General features: G+C 54.3%; 16 protein-coding genes and 1 riboswitch. Of the genes, 10 read left to right on the top strand and 6 right to left on the bottom strand.

Annotation, left to right across the window (positions count from 1 at the left end):
* Positions 1-77: 77 nt before the first annotated feature.
* Positions 78-157, bottom strand: a riboswitch (glycine riboswitch).
* A 252-nt stretch (positions 158-409) separates the two neighbouring features.
* The 5 genes from MKX42_RS02145 to MKX42_RS02125 all read left to right on the top strand — a co-directional run bounded on the left by MKX42_RS02145 (position 410) and on the right by MKX42_RS02125 (position 7,540).
* The gene (locus MKX42_RS02145; protein WP_340750853.1) at positions 410-1,387 is read left to right on the top strand and encodes an ABC transporter permease; all 978 of its coding nucleotides are present in this window, start codon (positions 410-412) and stop codon (positions 1,385-1,387) included.
* 16 nt (positions 1,388-1,403) lie between these two features.
* Positions 1,404-2,318 carry a carbohydrate ABC transporter permease gene (locus MKX42_RS02140; RefSeq protein ID WP_036691686.1) on the top strand — a complete coding sequence of 305 codons (915 nt, stop codon included), beginning with the start codon at positions 1,404-1,406 and terminating at the stop codon, positions 2,316-2,318.
* A 69-nt stretch (positions 2,319-2,387) separates the two neighbouring features.
* Positions 2,388-3,983, top strand: a complete 1,596-nt coding sequence (locus MKX42_RS02135; protein ID WP_340750851.1) for an ABC transporter substrate-binding protein — start codon at positions 2,388-2,390, stop codon at positions 3,981-3,983.
* Between the two features lie 188 nt (positions 3,984-4,171).
* On the top strand, positions 4,172-5,908 hold the full coding sequence (locus MKX42_RS02130) for a sensor histidine kinase (RefSeq protein WP_340750849.1): 1,737 nt from the start codon (positions 4,172-4,174) through the stop codon (positions 5,906-5,908).
* Between the two features lie 6 nt (positions 5,909-5,914).
* Positions 5,915-7,540, top strand: a complete 1,626-nt coding sequence (locus MKX42_RS02125; RefSeq protein ID WP_340750847.1) for a response regulator transcription factor — start codon at positions 5,915-5,917, stop codon at positions 7,538-7,540.
* 136 nt (positions 7,541-7,676) lie between these two features.
* On the opposite strand, the gene araA is transcribed toward MKX42_RS02125, so the two are convergent.
* The 3 genes from araA to MKX42_RS02110 are packed head-to-tail and all read right to left on the bottom strand — an operon-like array spanning position 7,677 to position 11,453.
* Entirely contained in the window at positions 7,677-9,101 is a 1,425-nt protein-coding gene (gene araA, locus MKX42_RS02120; protein ID WP_340750846.1) for an L-arabinose isomerase, read from the bottom strand.
* 39 nt (positions 9,102-9,140) lie between these two features.
* A complete protein-coding gene (locus tag MKX42_RS02115; protein WP_340750843.1) occupies positions 9,141-9,836 on the bottom strand; it encodes an L-ribulose-5-phosphate 4-epimerase in 696 nt (231 codons plus the stop codon).
* A gap of 3 nt (positions 9,837-9,839) precedes the next feature.
* On the bottom strand, positions 9,840-11,453 hold the full coding sequence (locus MKX42_RS02110; protein WP_340750841.1) for a xylulokinase: 1,614 nt from the start codon (positions 11,451-11,453) through the stop codon (positions 9,840-9,842).
* A gap of 281 nt (positions 11,454-11,734) precedes the next feature.
* Between MKX42_RS02110 and MKX42_RS02105 the strand changes: the two genes are divergently transcribed.
* Positions 11,735-12,835 (top strand): GntR family transcriptional regulator, encoded by a 1,101-nt coding sequence (locus tag MKX42_RS02105; protein ID WP_340750839.1) that lies wholly within the window; start codon positions 11,735-11,737, stop codon positions 12,833-12,835.
* Positions 12,836-12,950: 115 nt separating this feature from the next.
* Here the strand turns inward: MKX42_RS02105 and MKX42_RS02100 are convergent, their stop codons facing one another.
* From MKX42_RS02100 to MKX42_RS02090, 3 genes are all read right to left on the bottom strand, one after another.
* Positions 12,951-13,694: a hypothetical protein gene (locus MKX42_RS02100; protein WP_340750837.1), complete on the bottom strand. Its 744-nt coding sequence runs from the start codon at positions 13,692-13,694 to the stop codon at positions 12,951-12,953.
* A 116-nt stretch (positions 13,695-13,810) separates the two neighbouring features.
* Complete coding sequence (locus tag MKX42_RS02095; protein WP_340750835.1) at positions 13,811-15,184, bottom strand: sensor histidine kinase; 1,374 nt, start codon at positions 15,182-15,184, stop codon at positions 13,811-13,813.
* Positions 15,185-15,207: 23 nt separating this feature from the next.
* On the bottom strand, positions 15,208-15,906 hold the full coding sequence (locus tag MKX42_RS02090) for a response regulator transcription factor (protein ID WP_340750834.1): 699 nt from the start codon (positions 15,904-15,906) through the stop codon (positions 15,208-15,210).
* Between the two features lie 168 nt (positions 15,907-16,074).
* Between MKX42_RS02090 and MKX42_RS02085 the strand changes: the two genes are divergently transcribed.
* The 4 genes from MKX42_RS02085 (at position 16,075) to MKX42_RS02070 (ending at position 18,662) form a co-directional block, all read left to right on the top strand.
* On the top strand, positions 16,075-16,332 hold the full coding sequence (locus MKX42_RS02085; RefSeq protein WP_036722871.1) for a GlsB/YeaQ/YmgE family stress response membrane protein: 258 nt from the start codon (positions 16,075-16,077) through the stop codon (positions 16,330-16,332).
* Between the two features lie 132 nt (positions 16,333-16,464).
* Positions 16,465-17,181, top strand: a complete 717-nt coding sequence (locus MKX42_RS02080; protein ID WP_340750833.1) for a lantibiotic protection ABC transporter ATP-binding protein — start codon at positions 16,465-16,467, stop codon at positions 17,179-17,181.
* Complete coding sequence (locus MKX42_RS02075; protein WP_340750832.1) at positions 17,174-17,902, top strand: lantibiotic immunity ABC transporter MutE/EpiE family permease subunit; 729 nt, start codon at positions 17,174-17,176, stop codon at positions 17,900-17,902. The genes MKX42_RS02080 and MKX42_RS02075 overlap by 8 nt, the downstream gene beginning before the upstream one ends.
* Before the next feature lies 1 nt (position 17,903).
* On the top strand, positions 17,904-18,662 hold the full coding sequence (locus MKX42_RS02070; RefSeq protein ID WP_340750831.1) for a lantibiotic immunity ABC transporter MutG family permease subunit: 759 nt from the start codon (positions 17,904-17,906) through the stop codon (positions 18,660-18,662).
* Positions 18,663-18,665: the final 3 nt, after the last annotated feature.

Here is an 18,665-nt window from a genome sequence, read left to right as displayed (position 1 = left end):
CCAATCTCCCGGTTCATAAGAAGTTCCAAATAAGCTTCTGCCGGGGCTGAGGCTAATCCGCACGGCAAAATACAATTCGGTACTCTTCTGTCCTTTTGCCTGAGATTGTGAACCCTTCGGCGCTGCGGTTCCCCGCAGTCTCTCCAGAAGCTGCTCCTGCTATAGTGTGATCCATAGCAATCATAGCTCTTGTACTGTATTAAATTGGTGATGCGTTAATGCATTCCGATATTCTAACATATTACTTGCAATGTGAGCAATCATCTGTGAAAAAAGTCTCAATGCTTAGCAGGAGTTTTGCACAATGAGGTCATTTTTGAATAAACAGAGTCATTTGTAAGAAAGAATTCCGTTCATCCGCTCTACTATAATAAATTCATCCAGAACAAGTAGAGTGAGGTTAGAACTTATGGCAAATCCCGCACCACAAGCTTTGAACACCAAGCTAGCGACACCGTCCCAGGGCCGTTTCGGCCGTCTGCTGCACAATATCGTGCGATACCGGGTGCTGCTGCTGATGCTGCTGCCCACGTCGATTATCTTTTTCATCAACTGCTATATTCCGATGTTCGGATTATTCATTGCCTTCAAGAACATCAACTACATTGACGGCATTATGGGCAGTCCCTGGGCCGGGCTGGATAACTTCCGGTTCCTCTTCGCTACCTCTGACGCCCTGCGGGTGACGATCAACACCGTGGGGTACAATGTGGTCTTCATCATCTCAGGCCTCATTCTCTCCGTCTCACTGGCGATTGCGATCAATGAGGTGCGTAACAAGCTGGCTTCGAAGTTCTTCCAGACCGTGATGATTATGCCGAACTTCCTGTCCATGGTCGTGGTCAGCTTCATCGTCTATGCCTTCCTGCACCCGGAGTATGGCTTCCTGGTCAAGCATATTCTGCCGATGTTCGGCTACTCCTCGGTGAACGCTTATATGCATCCTAACGCATGGCCTTACATTCTGTGGATCACCAAAATGTGGCACTCCATCGGGATCGGCAGTGTCATCTACCTGGCGGCTATTACCGGGATCAGCGAGGAGCTGTATGAGGCTGCGGTGATGGACGGGGCCAGTAAATGGCAGCAGATCACCAAAATCACCCTGCCGCTGCTTACGCCGATCATGGTGATTCTCACGATTCTTAACATGGGCGGTATCTTCCGCTCTGACTTCGGGCTGTTCTACCATGTGACCCTAGACTCCGGTGCGCTGCGCTCGACTACAGACGTCATCGACACCTATGTCTACCGGGGCCTGATCCAGCTCAATGACCTGGGGATGTCCTCTGCGGCGAATTTCTATCAATCTGTTGTCGGCTTCTTCCTGGTCATCGGCGCGAACGCTCTGGCCCGTAAGCTGAACCGCGATACGGCTCTTTTCTAGAAACGGAGGATTCTTAATGACTACTGCATCCCGAAGCAACCCTTATACCAAAGGCTCCACTACCGCCCAGATTATTCTGAATGTGTTCTTCATCGCCTTCAGCCTGGCGTGTATCCTGCCGATCCTGCTCATTGTCGCTATCTCCTTAACCAACGAGAAGGCCTTGACGCTGCAGGGTTACAAGTTCTGGCCCGATCATATCGACGCATCCGCGTACCAATATCTGTTCAAGCATTCGGAGACCCTGGTTAAGGCGTATGGCGTCAGCCTGACCGTTACCCTTATCGGGACTGTGCTGGCCGTGCTGCTGATTGCGCTGTATGCGTATCCGCTATACCGGAAGGATTTCCCTTTTAAAAAGACATTCAACTTCTACCTGCTGATCACCATGCTGTTCTCGGGAGGGCTTGTCCCCTTCTACCTGCTGTACGTGAACTATCTCGATCTGAAGGACTCGCTGGTTGCGCTGATTCTGCCCGGCTTGTCCAATGCCTTCTATATCTTCATCACCCGTACCTTCTTCCAGCAGACGATCCCGGAGGAGATGATTGAATCCGGCAAGCTCGATGGGGCCTCGGAGTGGCGGATCTTCTTCCAGCTGGTGCTGCCGATCTCCCTGCCTGTGCTGGCGACCATCGGACTGTTCACTACGCTGATGTACTGGAATGACTGGTTCAACTCCATGTTATTCATTAATGACACCAACAAGTTCTCGCTGCAGTACGTCATGATTCAGATGATCCGCCAGGCCGAGTTCTTCAAAACCCAGCTTGCCGGCACCGGTGTCGCCCTGATGGTACAGGAATCCGTTCCGACCGAAAGTCTGCGGATGGCCATGGTCGTGCTGTCGATTGGTCCGATTCTGTTCATCTATCCGTTCTTCCAGAAGTACTTCACCAAGGGCCTCACGATTGGGGCTATCAAAGGTTAATTGGTCTAGCTCTGGCGTAAATGCCGGTTAGAATATATGATCTAATTATCATTGAGGAGGTTCATAATCATGAGAACAACCAGAAGCTCGGGCGCGGTGCTTGCTGCCCTAACCGCCGTGATACTGGGCATTACCGGATGCGGCGGGGGCAATTCAGGTGCATCCGCCCCGTCCAAGGCAGAATCGACAGCAGCAGCTACAACAGCAGGCACGGAAGGCAGCACGAATCCTGATACCTCAACGTTCCGCAAGCTGAAAGTTTACACGGTCGGGAATTTCCCGCAAAATGATACCAAGGCGGTTGTAGACGAGATCAACAAGTATCTCAAAGAAAAAATCAACGCCGAGATTGACTTCCAGGGACTCCCTTGGTCCTCCTGGGCCGAGAAGATGGCACTGGCCTATCAATCCGGTGAACAGGTCGATCTGACCTTCGCCCCCAACTGGGCGGATTTCGCCAATAACGTAGCCAAAGGCGCATTTCTCCCGCTGGATGATCTGTTAGCCAAATATGGACAAGGCATCAAAGACACCCTTGATCCCCGCTTCCTTGACGGCGGAACCGTTGACGGCAAAATCTATGCGATTCCTACCAATAAGGAAATCGGCGAGAGCCATACCATTATGTTCCGCAAGGATCTGGTGGATAAATACGGATTCGATGTGAACTCAATTGAGACGCTGGAGGATCTGGAGCCATGGCTGCAGACGATCAAGGAGAAGGAACCGGCCATCGCGCCGATCTGGCTCTCCGGCAGCGGCTCGGATACCCTGGGCTACTTCGACAAGACCAAAGAGAGCATGAAGGAGAACTTCCGCTATGAGCTGGTGGCAGGTGCTCCTGCCGGAATCGTCCTGGATACCAAGACCGATAAGATGGTGATCAGCTCCATGGAGTCCGACACCGCGATCTACCGGATGAAGCTCTACGGCGACTGGTTCAGCAAAGGCTATATCAATAAAGATGCGGCAACGACCAAGACCAGTACTGAAGACGCTTTCAAGGCCGGCAAGACCTGGATGAAATTCGGTTCAGACAAACCGGACTCGGACAAGGAAGATTCCATCGCCACCGGCATTGAGCTGGTGAAGCTGAAGGGGAATGAACCCGAGATCAGCACAGCCAGTGTCAGCAACTCCATGATGGCCATCGGACGCACCTCGATTGATCCCGAGCGGACGATGATGCTGCTGAACCTGCTGCATACCGACCCGGTTCTGGTCAATCTGATTGACTTCGGCGTAGAGGGACGGCAGTATGTCAAGGTAGAAGGCAAGGACAACTTCATCAAGCTGCCTGACGGCATTGCTACCCGTGCCGATACCGGCTGGGCACCGGGAATTGAATGGATGTTCGGCAACCAGACCATCACCTATCTGTGGGAAGGTGAAAGTGCAGACAAGTGGGAGAAGTTCAAGGCTTATAACGAGAGTGCCCATAAGGTGAAGTCCTTCGGCTTCAACTTCAATACCGACGCTGTCAAAACACAGGTCTCTGTGGTCAGCAATATTATCAAGGAATTCCGCCCGCTGCTGGAAACGGGCAGCCTGGGAGTAGACAAGGTGCTGACGGAATACAATAATAAGCTGAAGGCTAACGGCATTGAAGAGATCCGCGCCGAGGTTCAGAAGCAATACGATGCCTGGAAGGCCAAACAATCCTAAACAAACAAGTGGAAACGACTATGCCGTCCTTTTAAGGACGGCACCCGTTTCAGCGAGAAATATAAGGATAAGTTGTCGTGTGGAACATACAAATTCTTATATTTTAAGCTAAGGGGAAGGACGGCTGCCGTCCTTCCCCTTTCCTGCCGCTCAGCGTGTAAATGTACCTAAGGATAAGGGGGAAGACTGTGAAACTATCATTGCGATTCAAAGTGAGTGCCCTTGTCCTGCTGCTGGTCACGCCGCTGTTCCTCTTTCTCTCCTACACCAATCTCTATTCCACCAACATTGTCCGGGAGAAGGTTGCGAAGTCTGCTTCGGACACGTTGACCCTTCACTTAGGTACTCTCGATGAGCTGCTGGAGCAGACCAGCCATTATCTGCTGCGTACCGCCAATGAAAATATGCTGCTGGAGCTCTATTCGGATAGCGGTCCCGACAGCGTCAATTATTATCTGTCCATCCGTAAGCTGATGGACCAGTGGTACAGCGATGTCAGCTACTACACTATTATCCGCAGTGTCTTCGTCTACCATCAGGACCGGGACGAGTTATTCCTCAGCAGCCAGAGAGAATATTACCAGGAGAAGGAGGTCATTGCCTCCGGGCTGTCCTCGCGCCTGAAGTCGCCTAATCTCCAGGGTTCCCTGAAGTGGGAGACTGTGACCCTCGGCGACGAGCCGGTGCTATTCAAGGTGCTGCCGGACAAGAGCGGACGGCTTCTCATGGGGGTACTGGTCAGTATCGATTCCCTGGCCCAGCCGCTGACCCAGCTGGAGTCTACCGGAGGCAGCGGGCAGGTGGGCATGATCGACAATGACGGTAAATTGCTCTGGGGCCAGTTCGCCAGTGAAGATCTTGCGCTCATCCGCACCCAGCTGGGCCGCCCTGACCGTCCGGTGGATGCAGCGATCCGGCTGAGCAACGGCAATTCTTATCTGCTGATTGACAAGCCTTCGCAGTATTCCAATCTGAATGTCTTCTTCCTGCTTGACGAGAAATCGATTCTGGACGAGCTGCCGATCTTCCAGCGGATCATCAAGGTCATTCCCTTTGCCATTATCCTCGTGATGGTTATCCTGCTGGCTCTGCTCAGCAGACTGGTGTTCAAGCCTATCCAGCAATTGACCAGCGGGATGCGTATCCTTGGTAAGGGACAGCTGGAATACCGGCTGAAGGACGGCAACAGCAGGGAATTCCAGATCATTACAATGCAATTCAACCAGATGGCCGAGCAGATCGGCAATCTCAAGATTGATGTGTATGAGGAGCAGATGAAGGTGCAGCAGGCCGAGCTGAAGCATCTTCAGGCGCAGATCAATCCTCATTTTTTCATGAATTCCCTGAATATCGTCTTTCATCTGGTAGAGCTGAAGCAATATGCGCTGATCAAAAAGATGATCGGACATCTGGTCTCCCACTTCCGCTTCATTATGAATACCAATGACGCCTGGATTCCGCTGCGCGGCGAGCTGGGCCATATTCAGAATTATATCGAGATTCAGATGGTCATGTATCCGAATAAGCTGTCTTATGAGGTGCAGCTTCCGCAGGAGCTTGAGTCTACACTGATTCCGCCGCTGCTGATCCAGCCCTTCGTCGAGAATGCCATCAAGCATGGCTTCATCAACAATTCGAAGCCCTTCAACGTTGGCATAACCGTCAGTGAAGAAGCTGGGGAGAGCGGCAACTCCTGCATTGCCATTCAGATCCGCGATTCCGGGCCGGGCTTCTCCGAGGCTCAGCTCGACATGCTCAATCATGGCGTGTATGAGCGCAAGCCGACAGACCGCCATCTGGGAATATGGAACGTATACAGACGCATGCTGATGTTCTACAACAACCGGGCACGGCTTACCTTCCACAATGCTCCAGATGCAGGCGCGGTTGTGGAAATCAGACTACCCGTTCAAAAGGAGCTGTGACGTTCAATGTACAGAGTTCTAATCGTTGACGACCAATACTTCGCCTTGCTCGGCCTCCAGCAGGGGGTGGATTGGAGCGCGCTTAGCGTGTCGGATGTCTGTCTGGCGGAGAACGTGGATCAGGCGATTGCTATTCTTGAGCAGAAGCCCGTAGATCTGCTGATCTGCGATATCGAAATGCCGGGCAAAAGCGGCCTGGAGCTGCTGGCCTGGGTGAAGCAAACCGCTCCCGGCACGTTGACGATTATGCTGACCTGCCATGCCGATTTCGAGTATGCCCAGCGCGCGATTTATCACGGTGCCTTCCATTATCTGCTCAAGCCGGTAGACTATGAGGAATTGATGAAGATCTCCCATGAGGCGCTATTCGAGATCAGCAAGCAGAAGGAGCAGCAGCAGTTCGAGACCCTGATCCAGGAGTACCGGAGACAGTGGGAGCATCAGCTTCCCCTGCTGGTGGAACGGTTCTGGCAGGATATTCTCAGCCAGCGGGCGGCGCCCGTGCTGGAATCGCTCACCCTTCCGGCGAACACCTACAATCTGGATTTGCAGCCCGGGGACCGCTACTTCCTTGCCTTGCTGGGGCTGGAGCAGTGGAAGGAGAATCTTAGCGCACGGGATGAGACGATTATGGAATATGCACTGCGCAACATGGCCGATGAGCTGCTGCTAAGCGGGCTGGAAGGCACTGTGCTGCAGGATCAAGTCGGCCATAATCTGGCGGTCATCTACGTGCGTGGTGATATGAACGCCGTCCGGCATACGCTGGAGCAGAATGGCCGCAACTTCCTGGATACCTGCGGGCGGCTGCTGCATTGCTCCCTGTCGATCTACATCAGCGCGGGTGTCCCTCTGTCCGGTATCATGAGCGCTTACACGGATGTCACGGAGCGGGAACAACGCAACCTGAATCGTTCTCGTCAGGTGTTCGGACCGGAGGATCAGGTGTATGGCCGAGATCTGCCGCTTGCGCCAGGGCCTCAGGCAGCGCCTATGCATATCTTCGGGGAGTGGGCGACCCTTCTGGAGCTTGGCGAGCTGGAGGAGCTGGAGCGCCGCGTGACGCTGTGGTTCTCGGGCATTGAGCCCGGCCGCTGGACAAGTGAGCTGCACCGTCAGCTTATCCACGGCATCCTGTTCATTGTAAACACCGTTCTAGCCAAAAAAGGCTTATCCGCACACGCCTCAGCCGAGCTGAAGCCCTTGATGGATAAGGAGAATTATCCGAAGCAGTCCGCTTCACTCCAGCATTGGGCGCTGGAATGCCTGCGAGCTGTAATGCGCTTATTGCAGACCAGCAATAACGTATCCTCGACCACGGTCACCAAGATCCGGCAGTATATCCGCTCCCGCCTGAGCGAAGAGATCACCCGCGACGAACTCGCGGCCTATGTCTACTTGAACCCGGCCTACTTGTCGCGGCTGTTCAAGAAGGAGACCGGGCTGTCGATCTCCGATGTGATTATTCAGGAGCGGCTGCAGAAGGCCAAGCAACTGCTTGAGGAGACCGAGCTGAGGATCACAGACATCGCAGAGCAGGTCGGATACACCAGCCTCGGCAGCTTCTCCAACCTGTTCAAGCGGATCGTCGGCACCACGCCGCAGCAATACCGTGCGCGGAATAGGAAGTGAGCGGGGCGGGCAGATGTCTTTTGCATACCGCCGCCGCACTCACCATACCTGCCAATTAAAAAAGAGCGAAGAGGCCTATAGCCCCTTCGCTCTTCTTCACATGTTGCCCGCTAGTTACTTGAACAAGTAACTCTCATTACTTAATAATTACATACTCCAGACCTACCAGCTTGGCGTAGGTAACGATCTGGTCGGTAGTCAGGTTGAGCGATACGACGGTATGGTGTCCGCCGCCGTTCTCGATCCAGGCTCTGACTCCGTCCTGGAAGTTAGGCTTCACCTGCCATAGTACGCGGGCTACCGGCAGATTCGGAGCCGGAACGGTTGGCTCGAAGGCGGTAACTTCGTTGATCAGCAGCTTGTAGTGGGTGCCGAAGTCGGCCATCGATACCACGACGCCTTCGCCTGCCTTGCCGTCGAAGACAAGGCGGGCCGGGTCTTCACGGTCGCCGATGCCCAGCGGGGACACAATGATCTTCGGCTGGCTTGCGGCCAGGCTCGGATCAACCTCCAACATGTGGGACTGGAGAATCGCTTCCTGTCCGGCAGCCATTTCGTAAGTGTAATCCTCCATGAACCCGGTATTCAGGTTGTGGCTCATCACCTTCATCAGGCGGTCCAGGGCCGCAGTCTTCCAGTCCCCTTCACCGGCGAAGCCGTAGCCTTGGGCCATCAGGCGCTGAACAGCCAGACCCGGAAGCTGCTTCATGCCGTGCAGGTCCTCGAAGTTAGAGGTGAAGGCATTGTAGCCGCCTGCATCCAAGAAGCGCTTAAGGGCAATCTCGTAGCTCGCCTGCACCTTCACGCTGGCTTCCCAATCTTCCTTACTGTATTTGCCATAATCAACGGCATACAGCTTGGTATATTCTGCGAACAGGGCATCGATCTCTTCCTGCTTCACTTCGTTCACATAAGCTACCAGATCGCCGATGCCGAAGTAGTCCACGGTCCAGCCGAACTGGATCTGGGCTTCTACCTTGTCGCCTTCGGTCACGCCCACGTTGCGCATGTTGTCGCCGAAGCGGGCAACCTTGATGTTGAAGCTTTCGTTATAAGCTACGGCAACGTCCATCCATTCTGCAATCTGCTTCTGGACTTCCGGGCGTTCCCAGTATCCTACAACGACCTTATTCTGCTTCTTCAGACGTGCATTGATGAAGCCATACTCACGGTCGCCATGGGCAGCCTGATTCAGGTTCATGAAGTCCATGTCAATTGTAGCCCAAGGAATGCTCTCATTGTACTGGGTAGCCAGGTGCAGCAGCGGCTTCTGCAGCAGCTTCGTGCCGCGAATCCACATTTTGGCCGGGGAGAAGGTGTGCATCCAGGTAATTACACCGGCAACCTCGTCACGGTAGTTCACTTCTTTCATGATGGAAGTGATTTTGTCTGCGCTAACGGCCAGATCCTGCAATACCAGCGGATAAGGCAGCACCCCGCTATTGTTGAGCGCATCGGTCATTTCCTGGGCATGAGCTTTCACTTCACCCAGTGCTTCATCTCCGTACAGGTGCTGCGATCCTACGACGAACCAGAATTGCTTGTTGCTTACTGTTGACATATCATTCATCCTCTTCTCTATTAGTTTGGTAAAAGTCAGTTATTTCTGTCCGTAATACGCGTCCTTGCCGTGCTTGCGCAGATAATGCTTGTCCAGAATCCGCTGCGGCAGCTCCTCGGCGAACGTATTCAGCTGGCGGGCGAAATGGTTCATCTTGGACACTTCCTCCAGCACCACACTGTTCATAACAGCGGCGTGGGCATCCTTGCCCCATGTGAACGGCGCATGGCCCTTCAGCAGAACGCCGGGAATCGCCATCACATCCAGCCCCCGCTGTTCAAAAGTCTCAATGATCACATGCCCGGTCTCTGCTTCATACCCGCGGTCAATCTCTTCCTGGGTCAGGAACCGTGTGCATGGTACAGAACCATAGAAGGTGTCTGCATGTGTCGTCCCCATAACCGGAACATCCAGTCCGGCTTGAGCCCAGATGGTTGCCCACGTAGAATGCGTATGCACGATGCCGCCGATCTCGGCATAATGCTTGTAGAGTACAGCATGGGTCGCTGTATCCGAGGAAGGCCGCATCTCTCCCTCCACCACATTGCCATCGAAGTCCACAACGACCATATCGCTCGGCTTCATCTTGTCATAGCTGACTCCGCTCGGCTTGATGACGAACAGACTGCTCGCCCGGTCCACCGCGCTCACGTTGCCCCAGGTGTATTTGACCAGCCCGTGCTTAGGCAGCTCCAGATTGGCCTCGCATACCTCTTCCTTCAGTTGCTCCAGCATGTGTTAATTCCCCCCGTTCTCTACGAGATGATCTACAGCGGCCTGCTCAATCGCCAGACCCGCCGTGTAGCGTTCCATGAACAATTCAAAGCCCTTCACATCCGCCGCAACCGGATGAATGGTCTCGCCTTCGATATCCTTGAAGACCTTCTGGTCGAGGAAATCATCCAGACGCTCCTGCTGCGCTCTGTTCTTCATATAAGAAGCCAGAATCGCCATGCCCCACGCGCCGCCTTCTCCGGCTGTTGCCATCACAGAGACCGGAACATTCATCGCAGCAGCTACGATTCTCTGTCCGACAACAGGCGTCTTGAACAAGCCGCCATGCGCCAGAATGCTGTCGATGGACACCTGCTCCTTCAAGGTCAGAATATCCATACCGATCTTCAGCGCGCCAAAAGCGGAGAACAAATGCGTCCGCATAAAGTTGCCCAGCGTGAACCTGCTCTCCGGCGAACGGACGAACAGCGGCCGTCCCTTCTCCAGCCCGGTGATGTTCTCACCAGAGAAATAACCGTAGCTCAGCAAGCCGCCGCCATCGGCATCCGCCTCCAGCGCTTTATTGAACAGAACGCTGAACAGCTGCGCCGGATCAGCCTTGAAGCCCATCGCCTCCGAGAATTCCCGGAACAAGCCGACCCAGGCGTTGATATCGCTGGAGCAGTTGTTGGCATGCACCATTCCCACCGGACTGCCATCCGGGGTGGTTACCATGTCAATCTCAGGGTATACCGCTGTAAGATCCTTCTCCAGTACGATCATGGCGAATACGGAGGTGCCTACAGAGATATTACCGGTCCGTTTGCGGACACTGTTCGTGGCGACCATTCCTGTTCCGGCATCGCCTTCCGGCGGACAGAGCGGAATGCCTGCCAGCAGGTCCCCGGACTCATCCAGCAGTCTCGCTCCGGCTTCTGTTAACACACCAGCCTGCTCGCCTGCAGCGTAGACCTCCGGCAGAAGATCACTCAGCTTCCAAGGGTAATTCTTAGCGGCAATCAGCTCATCGAACTGGCTGACCATAGCCGGATGGTAATTCTGCGAAGCCTCATCTATAGGGAAGACCCCGGAGGCATCGCCAATCCCGATCGCCTTGCTGCCGGTGAGCAGCCAATGGATGTATCCGCCCAGCGTCGTTACGAACGTTGCCTGTGGAACATGCTCTTCCCCGTTCAGAATAGCCTGATATAGGTGGGCAATGGTCCAGCGCTCCGGAATATTGAACTGGAACAGCTCTGTTAATTCCTTGGCCGCCGCACCGGTTGTAGCATTACGCCAGGTCCGGAACGGAACCAGCAGCTCGCCCGCGCTGTCAAAGGCCATATATCCATGCATCATTGCTGAGAATCCGATCGAACCGACAGTAGTAACCGTAACCCCGTATTTCTGTGCAACCTCCTGCTTCATCTCACGGTAAGCCGCTTGCAGCCCATTGATGATATCGGTGAGGGGATACGTCCAGTACCCGCCTTCCAGCAGGTTCTCCCACTCATAACTTCCGGATGCAACCGTCTCGAATCCCTCATTAATCAGGACGGCCTTGATACGTGTGGACCCAAATTCGATACCCAGTGATGTCTCTCCCTTAAGTATCGCTTGCTTGATGTTCTGATCCATGCCCACGTTACTCCTCTCTGAACCAAACTGTGTTACTTACGAATCTAAAGAATGCGCTTCCTTTATGAACAGGTTTAGTATATTTTTTGTTCGTACATTTGTCAACAATTTATATAAGATATACCTACAAATTTACCGGAAAATCAGCCCTATTTTACGCAAAACAATATATATGGTAGACACCGGAGGATATTAAGCTTATATTCAAGCTATAATATGTACGTACAACTACATTGATTTTTCCACTCTATATAAGAACAACTATGAAAGAAGTGACCCGTGTGAGAACCAAGTACCAGATCATCTTCGATGAACTCAAAAGCAATATCCTGTCCGGCACCTACAGCGTGGGCGAACAAATCCCTACAGAATCTGCGCTGCAGGAGATGTACGGCGTCAGCCGCCAGACCGTGCGTAAGGCTATTCTGGAGCTGTCCAACGAGGGGTTCCTGCGGAGCGAGAAGGGCTCGGGCACCTATGTCAGCCACCAGTTCCGGTCCAAATCCGGGAATGGCGCGGGCAAACGGACCATCGGCGTAATAACCACTTACCTCTCCGATTATATTTTCCCCTCCATTATCCGGGGGATTGAAGGCAGGCTCAACGAGGACAACTATTCACTGCTGCTCGCCAGCACCAATAATGATGTGGCCCAGGAGAAGAAGGCGCTGGAGATGATGCTGTCCTTCGGGGTAGACGGGCTGATTATTGAGCCTACGAAGAGCAACCTGTATAACCCCAATATCGCCTACTACCTGTCGTTCAAAGAGCAGGATGTCCCGTTCATCATGATTAACGCTTACTATGAGGAGCTGGAGGTGCCGTTCTTCTGTCTGGATGATGTACAGTCCAGCTATCTGGCCACCCGGGAGCTGATCTCGAAGGGCCATACTCAGATCGGGATTATTGCCAAAATGGACGATCTCCAGGGCAAATACCGCATGAAGGGCTATATCAAGGCGCTCGGCGAAGCCAAGCTGCGCTTCCACCCGGAGCAGGTGCTCTCCTTCGATACCGAATCGAAGCAGGCGCTGTCGGCCAATCTGGAGCAATTCCTTACAGATAACAGAGAGGTGCTGACCGCTATCGTCTGCTATAACGATGAAGTGGGGCTGGAAGTAGTCAAGGTGTGCCGCGAGCTTGGGATCTCGATTCCGGGGGAGCTGTCGATTATCGGGCAGGACAATTCCTATATTGCCAAGAATGCAGGCATCAAGCTGACGACCTTAACCCACCCGCAGGAGCAGATGGGCCGGGATGCGGCCGAATGGGTCATTAAGAAGCTACAGGGTAAAAAAGATCTGAAGAACAGCACCTACTATCTGCCTGAGCTGGTTGAGGGGGAGACGGTGAAGGTGCTGGAGCCAGCTCCTGTGGAATAGGTAGAGCCGCCGGAAAAAATGACAGAGACAAACAGCCCTGACCGCTTCACGGCCTGTAACGGTCGTGAAGCGGCAGGGCTGTTCTTATTCAGTCCGGCTAAACCGGGGGACAGGCTTAGTCCAGCAGAGTAGAGATGCTTATGCTTTCAACCTTAGCGCCCTTGACATGGAACAGGATATAATCCACATAGTTGCTTGGGGCGAACCGGTAGTCATCCTCTTCCTCGGGTGCCCCGTCTCCGGTCAGCTTGCCTTCGGGATAGGCTTTTTTGAGTGTATCCAGGCTGTCTCCGACCTTGATATTACGGACCGTAGTGTACTTCGGATCGGTAATCTTCATGCTGAAGATGTAGAACTGCTTGCCATCACCCGAATCAATCGTCTTAATCTCAAGGCCCGGGAAGGTATACGTCTTCTCTGTTCTGCCGATCAGGGTATCCATATTCTTACCGTCATCCAGGGAATACGTGTGCGATTTCTTCGCCGTTGCCTTGCCCAGCATACTCTCCAGCTTAGCATCATCCACAATGTCGGAGAGGGCGATGGTGTGATCCTTATGGACAAAAGCCAGCTCCTTCAGAATCACATTTCCTTCCTTCTCAATGGTTCCCTCCTTGATCGCCTCGGAGCTGCCTGCTGAAGCCGCAGGGGTTGGCTCAGCCGTAGCAGCTTCAGTCGCCGCTGGCTCAGCAGCCGGAGTAGCCGAAGCTTCCGGTGCCGCCGTGGCCACCGCTTCAGCTGTAGGTTCTGCCGAAGGAGTGGCCGCCGGAGCGGCCGAATCGGACTGGCATCCTGCCAGAAGTGTCATTAATAATACTGCGGGCAGCAGCAGCGCTGCCGGTTTTGTAAATGTTCCCATAAGTAATCCCTCCATGAATGTACGCGATGGACGCGTTGTTTGTTTGGTATGAGGTTAGTATACGAAAACCATTTATTAGTGTAATAACAGAGTTGTATCAGTCTTGTAACACCTGTTCACAGGAGCGGCAGACGGATGGAGACCGTGGTTCCGGTTCCGAGCTGGCTCTCTATGCTGAGGTGTCCGCCGAACTTCTCGGCGATCTCCTTACAGATGGATAACCCCAGCCCCGTTCCGCCTGCCGCGCTGGCATTCCGTGCCCGGTAGAAGCGTTCCTGTACACGGGTAAGTTCATCCGCGCTGATTCCGATGCCCTGATCGCTGATCTGCACGATGGCTTCCTGCTCCCGGACTGAAGTTTCAATGCTTACGCGGGTACGTGGACCGGAGTATTTAATGGCATTGTCCAGTACATTCGCAATGGCATGGGACATCAATACCTGATTCACAAAGACGAAGGCCGGCGGACCCTGCCGGATCGTAAGCTCTATCCCCTTACTCTCCGCCTTGACCCTCAATCCAGCGGCTACCCCTGCGGCCAGCTGTGCCAGGTCCGTCTTCTCGGCATCGATTCCGTCCTGCCCTGCCTTATCGAAGCGCGACAGCATGAGCAGCTCATTGACCAGCCGGGTCAGGCGGTCCGATTCATTCACCAGATGGAAGTAGATCCGCTGCAGCTCCTCATCCTCATCCTCACCTTCGTACAAATATTGTGAGAACCCCTTAATGGCCGCAAGCGGCGTCTTCAGCTCATGGGATACGTTCGAGACAAACTGCTTCTGATACTGGATATAGTCACTGAGCTGAATGCCCATCCGGTTCAGGCCCGCAGCCAGCATGCCCAGCTCATCCTTCCTGTTCAGACGCACCTCCCGGAACTGCTGGTTGGAGAAGCTCTCCGTCGCGCCAAGCAGATATTTGATCGGCTTCGTCATATTGCGGGCGATGAATAGACTGGAGAGCGTAATCAGAATAATGAATCCTCCCGCACCGGCGAACAGGATATAGCGGATCTGGTCCATCATCGTATAGAAATAAGAGACATCCTCCACGAACTCGTACACATAGCTGTTCTGATAATATTTGTCTTGAATCGGAACCGCGAAGTACAGCAGGTGATCCTCAGAGACCGTGTATGCATAATTGCCCTTAAGGGCGTTCTGGATATTCCCGGGAAAAATGACGGGGGTCTTGTTATTGATCACAATCCCGTCAACGGCGAGTCCCAGCAGCTTCTGGCTGCTGTCGTAGATCCGCACCTCCTTGACGGAGGCTTTTAACGTCTCCAGCGCGCTTCTCGCCACCTCCTCCATCTGCCCTGCATCTACCTCTTGTTCGTGCCTGGAGAGCACCTCCCTGAAGGACATCTCGCCCAGATCCGCCTTCTCCATCATTTGCTTCTCTATCGTTACGAAGCTGAAATAGTCAATCGCCTTATTCACCGAAATAATGATAACGGCAAAGGACAGCACCGAGAACAGCAAATACATTAGCACCAGCCGGGTCGCGTATTTCAGGCGGAGCCACCTCCCAGCTGATAACCGAAGCCGTAGACCGTCCTGATGTATTTCGGATTCTCGGCATCATCCTCCAGCTTCTTTCTTAAGCGCATAATCGTCATATCCACGCTGCGGCTGTCGCCCATGAAGTCATAGCCCCAGACGATCTCCAGCAGCTCATCCCGGGTATAGATTTTGTCCGGGCGCTTCAGCAGGGTCTCCAGAATCCGGAATTCCTTGGCCGTCAGAGCCACCGGAACGCCGCCTTTCTGCACCACCCGGGTCTCCAGATCGAAGGTCAGCTCCTCATGAGTGATCCGGGTATCTTCAGTATCTGCGGGCAGGCCGCTATTCTGGGCTCTCCGGAGCACTACTTTGATCCGCGCCAGAAGCTCCCGGTTATCGAACGGCTTGGTCATGTAATCCTCCGCCCCCAGCTCAAGCCCCAGGACCTTATCTATAATCTCATTCTTGGCCGACAGCATGATGACAGGAACCGCCTGCCGCTTGGTGATCTCCTTGCACAGGTCATAGCCGGAGCAATCGGGCAGCATCAGATCCAGTACCACCAGATCCGGCTGAAAAGCATCCAGGGTCGTAAGCCCCGCACTTCCGTTCTCCGCTGTCCGCACCTCATAATTCTCTCTGCGGAGCACAAGCTCGATCAGGTCCCGCAGAGCCGCTTCATCATCGATTACGAGAATTTTGTTCATCCGATCCCTCCTTCTATACTTAATATTAACACCGGCAAAGGACGTTAATCTCCCCGCAGCGCAGATCACCTGTTTTCACCGCTTTCCAAAAATAAACCTTCGCAGATGGTTCACCTTGCCCGCTTCTCAACATACCTTGAATAAACCAACTAGAAAGGGGACAAATCAATGTATCTGCTCTGGGTAATCATCGTAGGGGGACTCATCGGCTGGCTAAGCGGCAATCTAATCGGGCGTGATGTTCCGGGAGGCGTACTCGGCAATGTAATCGCCGGGTTCATCGGCTCCTGGCTGGGCTCCGAGCTGCTTGGTCCAAGGGGCCCTGTAGTAGGTGGCTTCCACATTGTTCCGGCCATTATCGGCTCCATCGTTGCACTATTGATCTTCTTTGCCCTGGCCCGCGGCGGCGCCTTCCGGCGCCGTTAATCCTTCCCGCCGGCCGCTGCAAAGTCAACACAGAGCCCCTCCTGTTCACCCAGGCAGGGGCTCTGCCATGTCATCCTTACAGAAACCTTAGAATCTGCCCTTAGAGTAGAGGTAGAGAAAGGATGATATACTATGCAGGACAATATTCTGGAAATACAGGATCTATGTAAAAGCTTCAAGCGCCAGACAGCCGTCAATAACGTATCGTTAACAGTCGCGCGCAATTCCGTCTACGGGCTGCTCGGTCCGAACGGTGCAGGCAAATCGACCCTGCTCAAAATGATTACCGGCATGCTGCGTCCTGATTCCGGAACGATCCGCTTCCAGGGGCAGGAATGGACCCGGAAGGACTTAAGCCGGATCGGCGTATTGATTGAAGCACCGCCGCTGTACGATAATCTGACCGCCCGGGAAAATCTCAAGGTACGCACGCTGGCCCTGAGACTGCCGCAGTCGCGTATCGAAGAGGTACTTGCTATTGTAGATTTGAGCGCAACCGGGAAAAAACGCGCCGGACAATTCTCCATGGGCATGAAGCAGCGGCTCGGCATCGCCATTGCACTCTTGAACCAGCCGGAGCTGCTGATTCTGGACGAGCCGACGAACGGGCTGGACCCGATCGGGATTCAGGAGCTGCGGGAGCTGATCCGCTCCTTCCCGGAGCAGGGAATCACCGTCATCCTGTCGAGCCACATCCTCTCCGAGGTGGAGCAGACGGCCGACCATATTGGCATCATCGCGGGCGGCGCGCTGGGCTATCAGGGGGCGATCTCCCCCGATCAGGACCTGGAGGCGCTGTTCATGCAGGTCGTAACAGCCCACCGGAGGGAGGGTGGTGCTCATGCTTAATATCGTTAGGGCGGAACACCTGAAATGGCGGCGTACCTTCATTCCCAAGCTGGCCTGGATCGCTCCTGTATTCACTCTGTTCTTGTGCGCTGTTCTGATGGGCGGCAGCTTTTTTCAGAGCGGGTCTTATAACTGGTGGTACACGATACTGTTGCCTGGAGCGCTGAGCCTGGTCTGCTCGCTGGCGCTGCAGAAGGATGCGAAGCTGAAGTACCGCGGACTGCTGGCCTTACCCTTTACACCGGGAACGCTCTGGGCCGGGAAAATCATCGCCTGTGCGTATTGGCTAATGGCTGCGCTCCTCGTGTTCCTGACCGGTGTTACAGCCGGGGGGCTACTGTTCGGACAGACGATTACACTGCTGAGCAGTCTGGCGGGCAGCATATTGATCTTCCTCACCTTCCTGTGGCAGATCCCGCTCTGCCTGTTCCTGGCTGCCCGCCTCGGATTATTCGCAGCAGTCCTGCTGAATCTGGCCGGTACTATTCTAGGTGTAGTTGAATTCGACCGGGGCGGCTTGTGGGACTACATTCCTTATACGATTACCTTCAGGCTCATGTGTCCGGTGCTGTCCATCCTGCCGAACGGCCTGCCGGTCCCGGCGGACAGTCCGCTACGCAGCACAGACATGATTCTTCCGGGTACGCTGGTCTCTCTCGGATGGTTCGCCATCCTGTTCCTGCTCACCACCTTATGGTTCCGTAGACAGGAGGCGAAGTAGTATGAATGCACTTCCGGGTCTGCTCAGGGCCGATCTGCTCAAAATACGGCGCACCCCGTTTCTCCTGATCCATCTGCTGACCCCGCTGATCGGGGCCGGCCTGTTCCTGGCCTACTATTCCATCTCCTCTGCCAGTGAAGCGGGCAAGGTGATGGGGTTCATGCAGGCAGTCGCTTGTGCGTTTCCTACCCTCATCGGGCTGGTCTGTGCGATGGCGGCGGAGCAGGAGGCCGCCTCCGGAGGGTTCCAGGGGATGCTGGCTCTGCCTGCGGGCAGGACAACAACCTTTTTGAGCAAGCTGCTGCTCCTGCTGGGGTTCAGCCTGGGGGCTGTCCTGCTGGTCTTCGTCCTGTTCAGCCTGGGCTTTGCCGGAATGCTGGGGCAGGACCGGCACGGCATACCCTTTTATCTCACCGGCTCTGTAATCCTGTTCGCAAGCAATATCCTGCTCTATCTGCTTCACTTCGCAGTCAGCCTGCGCTTCGGACGGGGCGTCTCTATCGGCATAGGAATCACGGGAAGCCTGCTCGCTGCCCTGATGCTGACCGGTCTTGGCGATATCCTGTGGCCGTATATCCCCTTCGCCTGGGGCGGCCGTTTCCTCTCCCTGCTGGAGATTCAGCATTCGGGAGGGTTGCCGCCTTTTGCCGAAACGAGATTGGCCACCGGCGTATCCATCTGTATAGTAGCAACGATAGCTGCCGGCCTCCTCAGTATGTTATGGTTCTACAAGTGGGAGGGCCGCTCTGCGGATAACTAGCCT

Origin of the sequence: Paenibacillus sp. FSL R7-0204 (genome assembly GCF_038002225.1) — a bacterium.
Taxonomy (GTDB): Bacteria; Bacillota; Bacilli; order Paenibacillales; family Paenibacillaceae; genus Paenibacillus_AQ.
The sequence above is the reverse complement of the archived record's forward strand: the minus strand, read 5'-3'. Positions and strand labels throughout refer to the sequence as shown.